This is a genomic window from Pseudoalteromonas sp. SaAl2, from assembly GCF_052947895.1.
The window spans coordinates 2,899,172-2,915,465 of record NZ_CM129605.1; the positions used below are offsets into that span (position 1 = coordinate 2,899,172).

12 protein-coding genes and 3 pseudogenes are annotated in these 16,294 nt (G+C 42.9%); all 15 read right to left on the bottom strand.

Features of this window, described 5'->3' with window-relative positions; translation table 11 throughout:
- Positions 1-46: 46 nt before the first annotated feature.
- Positions 47-1,288 (bottom strand): cell division protein FtsZ, encoded by a 1,242-nt coding sequence (gene ftsZ / locus ACU8V8_RS13710; protein ID WP_446887870.1) that lies wholly within the window; start codon positions 1,286-1,288, stop codon positions 47-49.
- A 21-nt stretch (positions 1,289-1,309) separates the two neighbouring features.
- A pseudogene (ftsA, locus tag ACU8V8_RS13715) lies at positions 1,310-2,543 on the bottom strand (cell division protein FtsA).
- Complete coding sequence (locus tag ACU8V8_RS13720) at positions 2,540-3,316, bottom strand: cell division protein FtsQ/DivIB (protein WP_446889642.1); 777 nt, start codon at positions 3,314-3,316, stop codon at positions 2,540-2,542. Before ACU8V8_RS13720 ends, ftsA begins: the two are co-directional and overlap by 4 nt.
- A 5-nt stretch (positions 3,317-3,321) precedes the next feature.
- Positions 3,322-4,242, bottom strand: a complete 921-nt coding sequence (locus tag ACU8V8_RS13725) for a D-alanine--D-alanine ligase (protein ID WP_446887871.1) — start codon at positions 4,240-4,242, stop codon at positions 3,322-3,324.
- A complete protein-coding gene (gene murC, locus ACU8V8_RS13730; RefSeq protein WP_446889643.1) occupies positions 4,239-5,648 on the bottom strand; it encodes a UDP-N-acetylmuramate--L-alanine ligase in 1,410 nt (469 codons plus the stop codon). Before murC ends, ACU8V8_RS13725 begins: the two co-directional genes overlap by 4 nt.
- A gap of 53 nt (positions 5,649-5,701) precedes the next feature.
- Positions 5,702-6,400, bottom strand: a complete 699-nt coding sequence (locus tag ACU8V8_RS13735) for a UDP-N-acetylglucosamine--N-acetylmuramyl-(pentapeptide) pyrophosphoryl-undecaprenol N-acetylglucosamine transferase (protein WP_446889644.1) — start codon at positions 6,398-6,400, stop codon at positions 5,702-5,704.
- Between the two features lie 18 nt (positions 6,401-6,418).
- Positions 6,419-6,783 (bottom strand): annotated as a pseudogene (locus tag ACU8V8_RS13740) (UDP-N-acetylglucosamine--N-acetylmuramyl-(pentapeptide) pyrophosphoryl-undecaprenol N-acetylglucosamine transferase); the annotation flags it as partial.
- Complete coding sequence (gene ftsW / locus ACU8V8_RS13745; RefSeq protein ID WP_446887872.1) at positions 6,780-7,955, bottom strand: cell division protein FtsW; 1,176 nt, start codon at positions 7,953-7,955, stop codon at positions 6,780-6,782. The pseudogene ACU8V8_RS13740 and the gene ftsW, both read right to left, overlap by 4 nt.
- Positions 7,952-9,277, bottom strand: coding sequence for a UDP-N-acetylmuramoyl-L-alanine--D-glutamate ligase (gene murD, locus ACU8V8_RS13750; RefSeq protein ID WP_446887873.1), 1,326 nt, complete (start codon positions 9,275-9,277; stop codon positions 7,952-7,954). The genes ftsW and murD overlap by 4 nt, the downstream gene beginning before the upstream one ends.
- Positions 9,278-10,360 (bottom strand): phospho-N-acetylmuramoyl-pentapeptide-transferase, encoded by a 1,083-nt coding sequence (gene mraY, locus ACU8V8_RS13755; protein ID WP_446887874.1) that lies wholly within the window; start codon positions 10,358-10,360, stop codon positions 9,278-9,280.
- Positions 10,354-11,742: a UDP-N-acetylmuramoyl-tripeptide--D-alanyl-D-alanine ligase gene (locus tag ACU8V8_RS13760; RefSeq protein WP_446887875.1), complete on the bottom strand. Its 1,389-nt coding sequence runs from the start codon at positions 11,740-11,742 to the stop codon at positions 10,354-10,356. Before ACU8V8_RS13760 ends, mraY begins: the two co-directional genes overlap by 7 nt.
- Positions 11,739-13,217, bottom strand: a complete 1,479-nt coding sequence (gene murE / locus ACU8V8_RS13765) for a UDP-N-acetylmuramoyl-L-alanyl-D-glutamate--2,6-diaminopimelate ligase (protein WP_446889645.1) — start codon at positions 13,215-13,217, stop codon at positions 11,739-11,741. The genes ACU8V8_RS13760 and murE overlap by 4 nt, the downstream gene beginning before the upstream one ends.
- Positions 13,210-15,026 (bottom strand): annotated as a pseudogene (locus tag ACU8V8_RS13770) (penicillin-binding transpeptidase domain-containing protein). The gene murE and the pseudogene ACU8V8_RS13770 overlap by 8 nt, the downstream one beginning before the upstream one ends.
- On the bottom strand, positions 15,023-15,349 hold the full coding sequence (ftsL, locus tag ACU8V8_RS13775) for a cell division protein FtsL (protein ID WP_446887876.1): 327 nt from the start codon (positions 15,347-15,349) through the stop codon (positions 15,023-15,025). The pseudogene ACU8V8_RS13770 and the gene ftsL overlap by 4 nt, the downstream one beginning before the upstream one ends.
- Positions 15,346-16,284 (bottom strand): 16S rRNA (cytosine(1402)-N(4))-methyltransferase RsmH, encoded by a 939-nt coding sequence (gene rsmH, locus ACU8V8_RS13780; protein ID WP_446887877.1) that lies wholly within the window; start codon positions 16,282-16,284, stop codon positions 15,346-15,348. The genes ftsL and rsmH overlap by 4 nt, the downstream gene beginning before the upstream one ends.
- Positions 16,285-16,294: the final 10 nt, after the last annotated feature.

Here is a 16,294-nt window from a genome sequence, read left to right on the forward strand (position 1 = left end):
CTGCCAAATTTGTTTGATTTTCACACAAAAATCATTGTTTTTGTGCTTAATCAGCCTGTTTTCTCAAAAACGCTGGGATGTCGAAATAATCGCCACCTTCTGATTTATCAGATTTACCACTGTTTTGTTCTGTTTTCGAATTGCTGCTCTGCGTAGTCATGCTTGACTCTTGCTTTTCAGTTTTAGGCGCTGCATCCGTTTCTTGGCTGCTATTGCCTTGGCTTGCAAAGCTTGGTACATACATGCTGCTTGTTTGATTAGTAGAGCTTGTCACATCAGAGCCTGATGCTTTTTTAAAGCCATTATCTACAATACCAAACTGTGGACGACGATCGCCACCAAGACCAGTTGCAACAACCGTAACACGTAACTCGTCACTCATTTCTGGGTCAATTACGGCACCCACAACAACCGTTGCGTTTTCTGATGCAAGCGCTTTGACGTGGTTACCAACAATTTCAAATTCTTCAATTGCGATATCCATACCCGCGGTAATATTAACCAAGATACCTTTTGCACCGGTTAAATCTACATCTTCTAATAACGGGCTAGAAATAGCTGCTTCAGCTGCTTCTTGTGCACGATCAGGTCCTGACGCAGACGCTGTGCCCATCATCGCAGTGCCCATCGCTGACATTACAGTACGAACGTCGGCGAAATCCACGTTGATTAGACCTGAACGGGTAATCAATTCTGCAATACCTTGCACCGCACCAAACAATACGTCATTTGCTTTAGCGAAGGCATCTAGAAGTGTAGTCCCTTTCCCTAAAACTTTAAGCAATTTATTGTTAGGAATTGTAATAAGTGAATCTACAATTTCTGACAATTCATTAATACCTTGTTCAGCAGCAGCTGCACGCTTTTTGCCTTCAAAATCAAACGGGCGCGTTACCACCGCAACGGTTAAGATACCTAAATCTTTAGCAATCTTAGCAACAACAGGAGCTGCACCAGTGCCTGTACCACCGCCCATACCAGCAGCGATAAATACCATATCTGCGCCTTCTAAGCTGTTGCGAATCGTCTCAGCGTCTTCTTCAGCTGAATTACGCCCTACTTCAGGGTTTGCACCCGCACCTAGCCCAGATGTGATCTGAGTACCTAGTTGCACAGTAATATCTGCAGATGAATTACGTAATGCCTGAGCATCTGTATTCGCTGCGATAAAACGCACACCTTCGATTTGTTGCTTCACCATGTGCTCAACAGCGTTACCGCCGCCACCGCCCACGCCGATTACTTTTATGACAGCTTCTTCGCTGTGTTGTTCCATCATATCAAACATGTTTACTCTCCGACTTGAGTATTAAAACTCGCCTTGAAACCACTTCGTTATACGGTTCCACCAATTGTTATCACCTTCAGGTTTCGACTTTTGTGCATTCATCGATTGCATTGTACGGCCGTACTTTAATAAGCCCACCGCCGTTGCATATGAAGGGTCATCTACATAATCTGTCAAACCAACCATCCCGATTGGTTTGCCTACTCTTACTGGCATTTGAAAGATATCTTCTGCTACTTCCATCGCACCAGCCATTTTAGCACTGCCGCCTGTTATGACGAGCCCTGCTGCAATTTGGTCTTCTAAACCTGAACGGCGAATTTCTTCCATCGCCAGTTCAAATAACTCTCTAAAACGTGGCTCAACAACTTCTGATAAAGTATGTCGCGACATTAACCGTGCCGGGCGTCCACCAACGCTTGGCACTTCAATCGTGTCTTCGCTACTAGCCATCTGACTACTCGCACAGGCGTATTGTACCTTGAGTGATTCAGCATGTGATATCGGCGTGCGAAATATTTTTTGCAATATCACCCGTTACTTGGTTGCCCGCAACCGGGATCACCGCCGAATGACGTAGCGCACCATTAATATAAATAGTGATGTCCATTGTACCACCACCAATATCGAGCACGGCAACACCGGGTTCTTTTTCATCATCAGTTAATACTGAATAGCATGACGCTAAAGCGGTAAATATAAGTTGGTCAACTTCTAAGCCACAACGCTCAACACACTTTTCAATATTTTTTGCCATATCGTTTGAGCAAGTAATGATATGGGCGCGAGCTTCCATTCGTACGCCACTCATACCTAATGGGTTTTTAATCCCCTCTTGCATATCTATGCTGTACTCTTGTGGTAAAGCATGCAACATTTTGCGTTCAGCAGAAATCGGTACCGAGCGCGCAATGTGAATTACATTCTCAATATCTTCATCAGTGACTTCTGTATTATTAATTGCCACCACACCGTTTTCATTTTGACATTGGATGTGCTTACCCGAAATACCCAAGTAAACTGAGCTAATACGACAATCAGCCATTAGCTCTGCTTCATCAATTGCACGACGAATAGACTCAGATACCAAATTCAGGTCGTTCACACCACCTTTATCCATACCATGGGATACTTGGCTACCAACTCCAACAATGCTGAGTTTATTATCTGCGGTGATTTCACCAACCGTGGCCACCACTTTTGAGGTACCAACGTCCAATCCAATCACTAGGTTTCTTTCTGCTGACTTAGTCATGCCTTACTCTTATTTTGTAATTGCGCTTCTTCCAGGAGCTTCCAGCTCACCGCAAGGCCGGTATCATACCGTAAATCCACTACATCTACTTGTGCATCTGCACGTTTTTCCATTCTCGGGTACACATCTATAAACCGCTGCACCCGCTTTGCTTTTTCTTTTCGGCCCAAATTAAGCTTAATACCATTTGCAAGCCACAACTGCCATGAAAAGCGCTCCGACAATGCCAAGCTAGTGAGTTGTAAGTTGTTCAAACTAAGCATGTCATTAAACTGTTTAAATGCAGTCCAAGCCTCTATTTCACTGCCTTCAGGGCCATATAACTGAGGTAGCTTATCAATTAGTTGCTCACTACTGGCCTGAAACACCTCGCCGCTTTGGTTGAGCAATAAATCACTATTCCAAATAGCAACAGCTTGATGTTCAACAACATAAACCTGTAGTGTGTCTGGCCACTGTTTACGTACTGATGCTGTGGCTACCCAAGGTAAATCCTGCACTAAATTTTGTACATGGATAACATCTAAATCAAAAAAGCTCGATAGATCAGCTTGTTTAATTGCCTTAATAATGGCTGTTTCATCAGTGTGTTTTGGCTCACCTAGCACTGCTAAATGTTTTATTTGAGCATCTTTATTCTCTACTAGCCATTGTCTAACACCGCTGGTGACTTGCACTAAACTAAATATCACCACCAAAAAAAAGCTAACACCAAAAATCAGCGACCAATTTAATCGCTGTTTTAACTGCTGCGCTTTTTTCCAAAAGGGGATGCATATTAAAGTGTTTGCTCCAAAATGCGAACAACTAATTGCTCAAAGCTTGCACCATTTGCTTTTGCAGCCATTGGCACTAAAGATTTTTCAGTCATTCCGGGTACAGTATTAACTTCTAATAAATAGAAGTTACCATGTTCATCCTGCATAGCGTCTACTCGTCCCCACCCACTGGCACCCACTAAGTCAAATGCTTGTAGTGCCATATCTTGCAGTAGTTGCGTATCTTGTGCAGATAAATCTGCAGGGCAATGGTACTGCGTTGTGGTTGATTGATATTTAGCTTGATAGTCATAAAAACCATTTGGTGTGGTCATTTCAATCACAGGTTGTACATCATCACCAAGTACCGTGATAGTAAATTCACGGCCAGATATCCATTGTTCAACCAATACTTGGCTGTCAAATTCGAATGCATCATTAAGCGCAGCCGTTAATTCGTCAGCATTGTTTGCCTGTGCCATACCAATGCTTGACCCTTCATGAGAAGGCTTAACCATTACTTTTTTCAGCTCACTCATTATTACTTGAGCATCAAAGCCACGCTTGCTATCAACAACCGCGTAAGGTGCTGTACTTAAACCTGCCGATTTAAATAAGTGCTTACAACGGATTTTATCCATTGCCAGTGCCGACCCCAATACATTACTACCGGTATAAGGTATGCCCATAAATTCAAGTGCACCTTGAATAGTACCATCTTCACCACCGCGACCATGCAGGGCGATAAATACACGCTCTACAGCAAGCTCTTTTAGCTGCCACAAAGGCTGCTCTTTCGGGTCAAAAGCAATAGCATTAATACCCGCATTTTGTAATGCATTAAGCACTGCTTGACCTGATTTTAGCGATACTTCACGTTCAGCTGAATGGCCGCCTAATAATACTGCAACCTTGCCAAATTGTGTGCTTAAATGAGTCATACTTCTACCTGCTTAAGTTGTTCTATTGACAACTCAGTTGCTGCTAACTTTTTAACTAATTGACCTATATTACCAGCCCCTTGCGTTAAAACTAAGTCATTGCCCTGTAATATATTTGCCAGCACCCCAGCTAATTCTGAATTACTTGCTATATGCAGCGGCTCTTTACCGCGTTGACGGAGGCTACGGCAAAGGCTTTTGCTATCAGCACCTATAATTGGCTCCTCGCCTGCACTGTATACATCAAGCAATAAAAGTTGATCAACATCAGCAAGTACTTTGACAAAGTCTTCGTACAAATCGCGGGTTCGGGTAAACCTGTGTGGCTGATAAATCATAACTAAACGCTTATCAGGCCAACCTTCTCGCACAGCTGCAATTGTAGCCGCCACTTCTGATGGGTGATGACCATAATCATCCACCAACATTACATCACCGCGTTCAGTGGCAAAATTACCGTAATGCTGAAAACGACGGCCTACGCCTTCAAACTTTTGTAGAGCCTGTAAAATTGCCTGATCAGAAATATTCTGATCTTTGGCAACAGCAATCGCAGCCGTTGCGTTAAGCGCATTATGTATTCCAGGCATATTTAGCTGAATACTTAACTCGGAGCCTTGCTTAGTGCGTACTGTAAAGTCACACGTATTACCTTTCTGGCTAAAGTTCAGCATGCGGTAATCGGCATCAGCAGATTCACCATAAGTGATCACTGGACGACCAAAACGCGGGATAAGTTCAGCGGCCACCTCTGAATCGATACACACCACGGCTAAGCCATAAAACGGTAAGTTATGAATGAAGTCAACATAGGTGTCTTTCATTTTTTCTAAGCTACCACCGTAGGTTTCCATGTGATCTTCTTCGATATTAGTGATCACTGACACCATGGGTTGTAAATGCAAAAACGATGCATCACTTTCATCTGCTTCTGCAATTAAAAAATCACTTTTACCCACCTTTGCATTACTGCCGGCACTATTAAGCAAACCACCAATAATAAAGGTCGGATCAAGCCCAGCTTGAGCATAAATACTGGCAATTAAGCTTGTTGTTGTGGTTTTACCATGAGTGCCAGCAATTGCAATGCCGTGGCGAAAACGCATTAACTCAGCTAACATTTCAGCACGGCGAACAACTGGAATACGCGCCGCCTTTGCGGCAATAATTTCTGGGTTTGTTTCATCAATCGCACTTGAAACCACCACTACATTGGCATCTTTTATGTTACTTTGATGATGACCAATAAATACTTCTGCGCCTGCTTGAATTAAACGCTCTGTCATAGCACTATGAGCAATATCAGAACCAGTGATTCGATACCCCTCAAAGGCTAGTACTTCTGCGATACCGCCCATACCTGCCCCACCAATACCTATAAAGTGAATGGTGTCGATTCGTCTCATTGCTGGGCGTGTTGATCTTTGTTGACCAGCATTTACTTGTTTATTTAATTCGTTCACACGGCTCTCTTTTTATCTATTACTTGCTCACAGTGCTGTGCAACATGCGCTGTAGCATCCAGTATAGCGAGTGCTTTAGCACGCTTCGCCATCTGATCAATTAATTCAGGTTTTGCTAAAAATGGCCGTAACAAATCAACAATCGCGTCTTGTTGAAATTGCCCCTGAGGCATTAATAAAGCAGCTTCAGCGCTTACCAAAAATTGAGCATTGGCAGTTTGATGATCGTCAACAGCATGAGGAAACGGCACAAATAACGCCATTTTTCCTGCTGCTGCTATTTCACTAACAGTTAACGCCCCTGCACGGCAAATAACAATATCTGCCCAGCCATAAGCGGTGTCCATGTCATCAATAAATTCAGCCGCTCTTATTTGCTCAGTATTAAAGTTTTGCTCTGTGTAAGCCTCTGTAACCGCCCCTAAATGCCCTTTACCCGTTTGATGCCAAATATTTAGTTCGCATATTTTAGATAATTGCTTAAAGGTTGTAGGTAGTGTGCTATTTAGTACCTGAGCACCTAGTGAACCACCTACAACTAAAATGTTGATAGGGCTGGTAGCATTACGAACAGCTACCTGCGTTACGCTTTGGCGAACAGGGTTACCGACAACCTCACTCTGACCAATCGCAAATGCACTGGGAAATGCAGCCAGTACTTTATTGGCAAACTTTGCCAGCCACTTATTACTCATCCCAGCGACCGCATTTTGCTCATGGATAACCAAAGGTATACCTAAGCTTTTTGCTGCAATTCCAGTTGGCCCTGTAACATACCCCCCATCGCAAGTACCACATCTGGGCGCTGTTGTTTTAATACTTTACGTGCTTGTAAAATGGCATTAATCACCATAAAAGGTGCTTTAACTAAACGCTTCAAACCATTCCCACGCACGCCTTTAACATTGATAAAGTTAATGTCAATATTATGCTTAGGTACAACCTGCGCTTCCATTCGATCAGCGGTACCAATCCAGCTTACTTGCCAACCTTGTTGTATTAAATGTTGTGCTACAGCTATACCAGGAAAAATATGCCCGCCCGTACCACCGGCAACGACGACTAATTTTTTGCTCATCGCTTACCTCCTCGGGATGTTGCTTGTTTGGTTGCCATTTTTGTTTCAAAATCAACGCGAAATAATATTCCTGCGGCAATGGTCATAATCAATAAACTGGAACCACCATAAGAGACAAATGGCAAGGTAAGCCCTTTGGTTGGTAAAATACCGGCACTGGCACCTACATTAACCATAGTTTGAAAGGCAAACCAAATACCTATCGCTAATGAAAAGTACCCTTCATATTCTTTGCCACATTTAAGCGCTTGTTGCCCAATTAAAAGAGCACGAAAAACTAAAATGCAGAACACCATTAAAATACTTAATACACCAATAAAGCCAAGCTCTTCGCCTATTACAGCAAAAATGAAATCGTTATGTGCTTCTGGCAAGTATTGTAATTTTTGTACGCTATTGCCAAGCCCTTGACCAAACCAACCACCTTGACCATAAGCCATTAAAGACTGGACTAATTGGTAGCCCTTACCAAACGGATCATCCCACGGCTCTAAAAAACCAACCACACGGGCCATACGATATGGCTCAACAATAATGAGTAATACCACTAAACCTATACCCGTTAAGATCAATGCAAAAAACTGCCAAAGTTTAGCGCCCGCTAAAAATAACAGGCCAACGGTGGTCACAAACATAACCACCACAGTCCCTAAGTCCGGCTGTAGTAAAATTAACAGTGCGTATACTGCAAATACTGCAATAGGCTTAGCAAAACCTTTGATGTTCTCTTGCACTTCAGTCCGCTTACGTACCAGGTAGCCTGCAATATAACTAAAGAAGAACAGTTTTGCGGCTTCTGCTACCTGAAAGCCAATAGGGCCTATGGGGATCCAACGTTTTGCACCATTAACTTCGCGGCCAACAATTAATACAATAATTAACAGCACCATTCCCAATAATAATAAATATGGGTTGGAGCGCTTCCACCAATCCATTGGCATACTGCAAGCTATCCAAAATAGCGCAAAGCTCATGGCTAAAAACATACTATGACGAATAGTGATATGATAAGGGTTATCAAATAAACGCTCAGCGGTAGGCATTGAGGCGCTGGTTACCATGACAAAACCAACACCAATAAGCATGATCACACAATACAGCAAAGGCACATCATAAAGCTGAGCCGACTGCTTAGGTGTAAGCGCTTCTCGAATATCAGTCAGTGCTATCATTGCTCAACCGCCCTAACACACTCGCTAAAATGATCGCCACGTTGCATGTAGTTGTTATACATGTCGATACTGGCACACGCTGGTGCTAGCAGCACATAATCACCGGTTTCAGCCAATGTTTTAGCAAGACTTACCGCCTGTGGCATGTTTTCAGTTAAACGGCCTTTATCTGTCAGTGCCACAAGTGCATTCGCATCTTTACCAAAACAAATCAGTGCTTTGACTTTATCTTGCAAATAAGGTTTTAGTGCCTCTAAATCCGCACCTTTGGCATCTCCGCCAGCAATCACAATAAGTTGCTTAGCTTGCTCCGCAAGACTATCTATTGCGGCTATTGTTGCCCCTACATTCGTTGCTTTTGAGTCATTAAAATATTTAACTCCATCTTGCTCAGCAACAAACTGACAACGATGAGCAAGCCCTTTAAATGCAGAAAATGCCTTAGCAAATTGCTCAACTGGCACCTCAAAAGGCTGCAATAACGCCATAACTGATAACGCATTGAGTTGATTATGACTCCCCACAACTCCGAGGCTGCTAACAGGTAAGACGGCTTTACCGTGAGCAGTAAAGTAAGGCTCACCATTGTATGTTGATAAACAATAATCTGCGTTAGATAAAGCAAAGCTCACTTGCGGATTAATATCGCAATGAGTCGCCACATCACTTTTGTTAACTACAGCTAAAGCAGCATGGCTATAAATTGTTTGTTTAGAGTCTATGTAAGCTTGGTAATTAACATAACGATCAAGGTGATCTTCTGATACATTTAATACTGTGGCGCTGATAGGTTTTAAGCTTTTTGTGGTGTCTAATTGGAAACTCGAAAGCTCCAGCACAAACACATCAAAATCGCCGGCAAGTAAATCAAGTACCGCTGTGCCAATATTGCCACCTAAACCAACTTTAAACCCAGCCATTTTGAGAACATCAAAGGCAAGTGTCACCACGGTTGATTTACCATTTGAGCCTGTAACCGCAATCACTGGTTTATCATTAAGTCGGGCAAATAATTCAATATCACCTATTACTTCAACACCCGCAGCAATTGCCTCAACCACAGCTGGTGTCGATAAGCTAAGCCCAGGGCTGATAATAATAATATCTTGAGTGTTTAGTTCAGCACTATTTAAATCACCAAACTTAGTAGTAAGCTGTGGGGCATGCTGGTTTAACCAATCTATACCCGGTGGAGACTGACGACTATCAGCAATGGTTGGCGTAATATTATGAGACAATAGAAAACGCACAATGCCCAGACCGGTTACACCGAGTCCAAGCACTGTTATGCGTTTGTTTTGTATCTCGTTTAAATAGCTCATTTACCTGATCTTTAATGTTACTAAGCCTGCCAAAACAAGTACGATTGATATAATCCAAAAACGTACAATAACTCGCGGTTCTGGCCAACCTTTTAATTCGTAATGATGGTGAATAGGCGCCATTCTAAAGATTCGCTGACCGCGAAGTTTGTATGACCCTACCTGTAAGATTACTGACAAAGCTTCCATCACGAATACGCCGCCCATAATCACTAATACCAACTCTTGACGAACCAGTACGGCAATAATACCTAGTGCGCCACCAAGCGCGAGGGAGCCAACATCACCCATAAATACTTGCGCTGGATAAGTGTTAAACCATAGAAATCCAAGCCCTGCGCCTACAATCGCAGTACAAACGACAACTAACTCACTGGCCAGTGGTAAATGCGGAATATGTAAATAAGCTGAGAAATTAACGTTACCGGTTAAATAAGCAATAATTGCCAAGGCCGCCGCAACTAAAATAGTTGGTACGATTGCCAAGCCATCAAGGCCGTCGGTTAAATTCACCGCGTTCGATGTGCCTACAACCACAAAGTAAGTCATTACAATATAAAACAAACCTAATTGCGGTAATACATCTTTAAAAAATGGCACTACAAGCGAGGTTTCATCGGCGTGATTTGCAGTAAAAAACAACGCACAAGCAACAACCAACGCGATAACTGATTGCCAAAAGTACTTCCATTTGGCTATTAAGCCTTTAGGGTCTTTACGAATAACTTTACGATAATCATCCACAAACCCAACAATGCCCAATGAACCAATTACAAATAAAGTTGCCCATACATATTTATTTGCCAAATCTGCCCACAACAATGTACTGGTAAATATTGACGCTAAAATAAGTAAGCCACCCATCGTTGGGGTGCCTTTTTTCGATAGATGGGATTCTGGCCCGTCATCACGTACTACTTGGCCAATTTGCATTTTTTGCAGGCCGCGTATCAACTTAGGGCCGAAATACAACGAAATTAATAACGCTGTTAAAATACCAAATACAGCACGTACCGTTAGGTATGAAAATACATTAAATGCACTGTAATATTGGGTTAAATATTCTGCCAGCCAAACTAACATTTAGGTACTCCATTGCTGCCAACTTGCTGGCTGTTAACTAAATCTTGTACGAGTAATTCCATTCGAGAACTGCGCGATCCTTTCACGACTATGGTGGTTTTTTGTGATTTGTCAGTTAACCCAGTTTCTAATTGCTGCAGCAATTGGTCACGACTAGAGAAATGTCTATTTGGTTTTTCAAATTCATCACTGGCATACTTACTAAGCACACCTAAGGTATAAAGTTCATCGATCCCTTTATGTTTTGCGTATTCACCTACTTGCTGATGATACATGCGAGCTTCTTCACCAAGCTCCCCCATATCACCAAATGCTAAGATGCGTTGTCCTTCAATATCACTCAGTAGATCAATGGCTGCTTTTACAGATTCAACGTTTGCATTATAGGTGTCATCAATTACAGTCAGTGTGTCGCTCACGTTGATCATATTAACCCGCCCTTGCACTTCATCCATAGTAGCAAGTGCAGTAGCTGCGTTTTCAACACTAACACCAAACTCGCTGGTTAATGCAACGGCAATTAAGGCGTTCATCACATTATGACGTCCAGGTAACGCCAACTTAACGGGTACTCGGTGTGTTTTATTACAAATATAAAATGATGCGTGAGCGTGTGCATCAAGGGAAATGTCTTCAGCCCATACATCTAGCTGCTGCGAGCTGGATACACGTTTAATATTATTTTGCGCTAGTTTATCTAACCATTGTTGGCTAAATTCACTATCACAATTAACAATAGCGACACCATTTGGCTTTAAACCATCATATATTTCGCCTTTAGCAGTGGCTACGCCTTCAAGTGAACCAAACCCTTCAATATGTGCGGCTGCAACATTGCATACCACAGCAACATCAGGTTTTGTCATCGCCGCCGTGTAGGCAATTTCACCAATGTGGTTTGCACCTAACTCGATAACTGCATATTGGTGTTGTGGTTCTAACCTAAGTAAAGTTAATGGCACACCTATATCATTATTAAAATTACCTTTAGTGGCAAGTACTTCACCGTGCGACGAAAGAATGGCCGCGCACATTTCTTTAACCGTGGTTTTACCGACACTACCGGTAATTGCAATGGTCTTAGGGGCTACTGTTGCCATCACTGCCGCACCAACTTTACCCAAGGCCAAACGAGTGTCAGTCACTAAAAACTGAGGAATATCTACATCAACTTTACGATGTACAATCGCCGCAATTGCACCTTTACTTTTTGCTTGCTCGACAAATTTATGGCCATCAAAGTTAGGCCCTTGTAGCGCTAAAAATACCTCACCATCACACAAAGTACGGGTGTCAGTGTTTATATTTTTTATTATTTGATTGCCTCGCGGGCTATCAGTTGCTAACACATTCGCTAGCCAATCGAAATCCATAGGGATCATAACTGCGATCCTCTTATTTGTTCTTTTAAGTATTGTTGTACAAATTTGCGGTCACAAAAATCAATTCTTTGCGACCCAATAATTTGATAATCTTCATGGCCTTTGCCAGCGATTAAAACTACTTCATTATCTTGAGCATTATCAATAGCAAATGCGATTGCTGCGCCACGATCCGCTTCTAAGTGCGCTTCTTGTGGTTTATCTAAGCCTGCAGCGACATCTGCAATGATCTGTTCAGGGTCTTCGCTACGCGGGTTATCGCTAGTTACAATCACTGTATTCGCATACTGCTCAGCAGCCTTAGCCATCATCGGGCGCTTACCCTTATCACGATCACCACCACAACCAAATACACAACTTACACCGCCTGGGACATGCTGTTGTAATGCTTGTAATGCCAGAGCTAATGCATCTGGTGTGTGGGCGTAGTCAACGATACACGTTGGTTTACCTGGTGCACTAAAAGCCTGCATACGCCCTGCGACAGGTTGCAAGCTTGCACAGCCAGCAGCTAAATCTTGCAGTGGAAAGCCAAGCCCCAATAACGTGGCAATCGCAGCGGTTAAATTATATAAATTAAACTCACCAAACAACGGGCATTCTATAGCAATATTGCCCCAACTTGTGGTTAATTGCGCCGAAATACCTGATTTGTGGTAGTTTACATCGGTAAAGTGCACAAACCTAGCGCCTTTGGGCACTAAATCTTTGCGGCCATAGCATATTAAGTTAGTGAAACCATATTGCTCTAACCATTGCTGCACTTGATTGTCATCTTGATTTAAGATGACTAATTGAGCATCAAAGTCTCGCATTAACATCAACTTAGCATCAGCATAACTTGCCATATCACCGTGATAATCTAAATGATCACGAGATAAGTTGGTAAATACGGCTGCTTTGAATTGGCTACCAGTAACACGGTGCTGCACCAAACCATGTGACGACACTTCCATAGCCACGAGCTGTTTTTGCTCTGTCACCAACTCCGATAAAATACGCTGTAAATCAACACTCGAAGGCGTGGTATTGATAAGTGGTGTTAGCTGCTCAGGTGCGCCGTACCCTAACGTGCCAATAATCGCTGAGGGCTTTGCACAGTAATTTGCTAAATGAGCAATCATCGCTGTGGTTGTAGATTTACCATTGGTGCCGGTAACACCAATTAAATCGAGCTGTTTACTAGGCTTTTGATAAAAGTGATTAGCAAGTACAGGAAGTTTTTTATCTAAATCCGAAGATAGATATAATTGCTCAAAGTCGCTATCAAACTCACATAATCGATCTGCAATAACCGCCACTGCACCATTTTTAATGGCTTGATCTATAAATCGCCCGCCATCCAACTGATGACCCTTAATGGCAACAAATACATCGCCGGGTTTAACTTCACGGCTATCAAGTCGCAACTCATTAACCATTAAGCTAGTTGCATCTATTTCAATGTGTTTTAAAATTGTGTGTAAATCACGCACCATCATCTTTGCCCTTAACGTACGCCACTGAATTCTTATCTGGCGCTACGTTTAAAATTCTTAGTGAATTAGAGATTATTTCAGCAAACGCCGGTCCAGCCGTTGCGCCACCATAGTAAACATCTCCACCGGGCTCATTGATCATCACTACCACAGCTAAACGCGGATTACTTGCTGGCGCGAGTCCTGCAAAATAGCCAACGTATTCATCACCATAACCACCAACGGCGGCTTTTTTAGAGGTACCTGTTTTACCCGCGGCACGATATCCGTCAACTTTTATACGGTTCGCTGTGCCACCTTCCTCAAATACGCTTTCCATCATATGCACAACAGCTTCAACGTCTTGCTGCTGAAAGATTCGTTCGCCTTCAGGAATGCCATCTTGTTTTAATATAGTAAGCGGACGGTTTACGCCACCAGCCCCCAACATGGCATAAAAACGGGCCATTTGAGCAGTACTTACAGCAAGGTTGTAACCAAACGATAACGCCGCGATTTCATGATCAGACCAACGACGATCTGGGTAAAATAAACCGCTACTCTCGCCAACCATACCTGTACCACTGTCACTACCAAAACCTACTTTTTGATATAAACCAACAAAATAGTCTTTTGGCACTGTTTGGCTTATTTTGGTCACGCCCATATTGCTTGAATATTTTAAAATCTCACGTAAGGTCATTTCGCCATGGTTACGCGTATCTTGTACTAAGCTGCCGCCTAGGCGCATCCAGCCTGGGTAAGTATCGACCTTGTCATCCGGTTGGATTGTGCCGTAGTCTAATCCAGCTAAAATGGCTAGAGGCTTAACGGTTGAGCCCGGTTCAAACAAATCAGTTATCGCACGGTTGCGACGTTTGTGTGGCGCGGCATCATTTAAGTTATTTGGATTGAATGAAGGGCTATTGACCATTGCTAGTACTTCACCGGTTTTAACATCAACCACCATGGCCGAACCTGAAGTGGCTTTATACGTTAATACAGCTGATTTAACGGCTTTGTAAGCAATCGCTTGAATGCGTTGATCGATACTTAATTGAATATTTTCAGGCTCTACGCGTTCACGTTCATCAAGTACTTCTACTTCACGCCCTCTAGCATCTTTACGAATCGTACGACGACCTTCTTCACCAGTAAGCGCATTTTCGTACAGTTTTTCGATACCTTCGATTCCTTTACCATCAATATTGGTAAAGCCAAGAACATGCGCTGTTACTTCGCCAGCTGGGTAGTAACGTTTTGATTCATCCAGTAAGTGAATACCAGGAAGACGTAAGTCCCCTATATAATTGGCTACAGCAGGCGTAACTTGGCGCTTTAGATAGACAAAGCGACGGCTTGCGTCATCACGTAAACGGCTATTAATTTTTTTCGGTTCAATCCGCAATACATCAGCAAGTTCCGCCAACGAAGATCGTTTTGATAGTACTGTGCTACTCGTTGTTCAAGTAAAGGGGTGTTCTGTGCTAATGATTTATGATCTTCGCCATTTTTACGGGCTTGTTTTAATACTTTAGCAACTAACGATTTATGTAGTGCTTTTGGATCGGCATACACGCTTACTACCGGCACACTCACTGCAAGCTCTTTACCGTGGCGGTCAAATATCATCCCACGCTGAACATGGAGCTTTTCAACTCGTACTGTTCGTTTATTACTTTCTGAGCGTGCTTTATCGGGTTCTATAACTTGTAAGTAGGCAGCACGAGACACTAAAGTAACAAAGACAAGCAGCACAACAGAGCACACCAGCATAAAACGCCACGTGATCAAACTATTGACTGGTTTCTTCCCTTTATTTCTCATGGCAGTATTATCACCTGTTCATCTTGGCTAGTAGGCCGTTTCATTTGAAGCTGCATGGTGGCTATTTCTTCAATGCGCGCATGTTGCGAATAAAATTCTTCTTCTACGAGCAAATAACGCCATTCAAGATCAAGCTCATCCCGCTCTTGTAGCAATTGATCTTGCTCAATTAACTCTTGGCGAGCTAAATGGGTAATTTGCACCACGCTCAAACTTGATGCGAATATCACAACCAACAAGGCCGAGGTTAGCTTATTTGCTCCTAGGCCTTTGATAATCTCTAAAAATAAATTGGGCTGACGATGATTCGCTTTTGCCTTCATCCCAACCTCTGTGCAACCCTAAGCACTGAACTACGCGAACGTGGATTACGTTCAATTTCATCTTTGCTTGGCTTAATAGCTTTACCCACTGCTTTTAACGTCAGGTCTTTATTTATTTGTGCGTCAGTTAAAGGCAGACCTCTGGGTAATGCTGCTCCCTTACTCTGTTTTTTAATAAACTGTTTAACAATACGATCTTCAAGCGAGTGGAATGAAATCACCACTAAGCGCCCGCCTGGCTTCAATACGTCAATTGCTGCTTGCAGTGCGGTTTGGATTTCTTCAAGTTCGCTGTTGATATAAATACGAATAGCTTGGAATGTACGAGTCGCAGGATGCTTGAACTTATCTTTTACTGGCACGGCTTCATCAACTAAATCAGCTAACTGCTTAGTCGTGGTGATTGGTGTGTGCTCACGAACCTCTAATACCTTGTGCGCTATACGACGGCCAAACTTCTCTTCGCCGTAGGTTTTTATCACGTGAGTTATATCTTCAAGCTCAGCTTCTGCGAGCCACTGCGCTGCACTTCGACCACTAGTCGGGTCCATACGCATATCAAGAGGTCCGTCTTTCATAAAACTAAAACCACGCTCAGCGTCATCTAACTGTGGTGAAGACACCCCAATATCTAGCAAGATACCATCGACTTTACCTAACAGATCGTTTTGCTGTGCGACATCGTATATATTTGAAAAACGCGTATGAGCAATGGCAAAACGGTGGTCGTTCGCAAATTTTTCAGCAGCTTTAATTGCTTGAGGATCCTGATCAATTGCCTGTAAACGGCCTGCATCTCCTAAGCGCGCTAAAATTTGCCCAGAGTGTCCGCCACGACCAAACGTACCATCCATGTAAATACCGTCAGGCTTAATAGCAAGGGCATCGATGGTTTCGTCCATTAGCACGGATATGTGTTCAAATTGCGCTGTCATTAGTTAGTTT

What these genes read in the sequence shown, in the direction of transcription:
- ftsZ (WP_446887870.1), bottom strand. Translation starts at nt 1,288, where the DNA reads ATGTTTGATATGATGGAACAACACAGCGAAGAAGCTGTCATAAAAGTA.
- ACU8V8_RS13725 (WP_446887871.1), bottom strand. Translation starts at nt 4,242, where the DNA reads ATGACTCATTTAAGCACACAATTTGGCAAGGTTGCAGTATTATTAGGC.
- murC (WP_446889643.1), bottom strand. Translation starts at nt 5,648, where the DNA reads ATGAGACGAATCGACACCATTCACTTTATAGGTATTGGTGGGGCAGGT.
- ACU8V8_RS13735 (WP_446889644.1), bottom strand. Translation starts at nt 6,400, where the DNA reads ATGAGTAATAAGTGGCTGGCAAAGTTTGCCAATAAAGTACTGGCTGCA.
- ftsW (WP_446887872.1), bottom strand. Translation starts at nt 7,955, where the DNA reads ATGATAGCACTGACTGATATTCGAGAAGCGCTTACACCTAAGCAGTCG.
- murD (WP_446887873.1), bottom strand. Translation starts at nt 9,277, where the DNA reads ATGAGCTATTTAAACGAGATACAAAACAAACGCATAACAGTGCTTGGA.
- mraY (WP_446887874.1), bottom strand. Translation starts at nt 10,360, where the DNA reads ATGTTAGTTTGGCTGGCAGAATATTTAACCCAATATTACAGTGCATTT.
- ACU8V8_RS13760 (WP_446887875.1), bottom strand. Translation starts at nt 11,742, where the DNA reads ATGATCCCTATGGATTTCGATTGGCTAGCGAATGTGTTAGCAACTGAT.
- ftsL (WP_446887876.1), bottom strand. Translation starts at nt 15,349, where the DNA reads ATGAAGGCAAAAGCGAATCATCGTCAGCCCAATTTATTTTTAGAGATT.
- rsmH (WP_446887877.1), bottom strand. Translation starts at nt 16,284, where the DNA reads ATGACAGCGCAATTTGAACACATATCCGTGCTAATGGACGAAACCATC.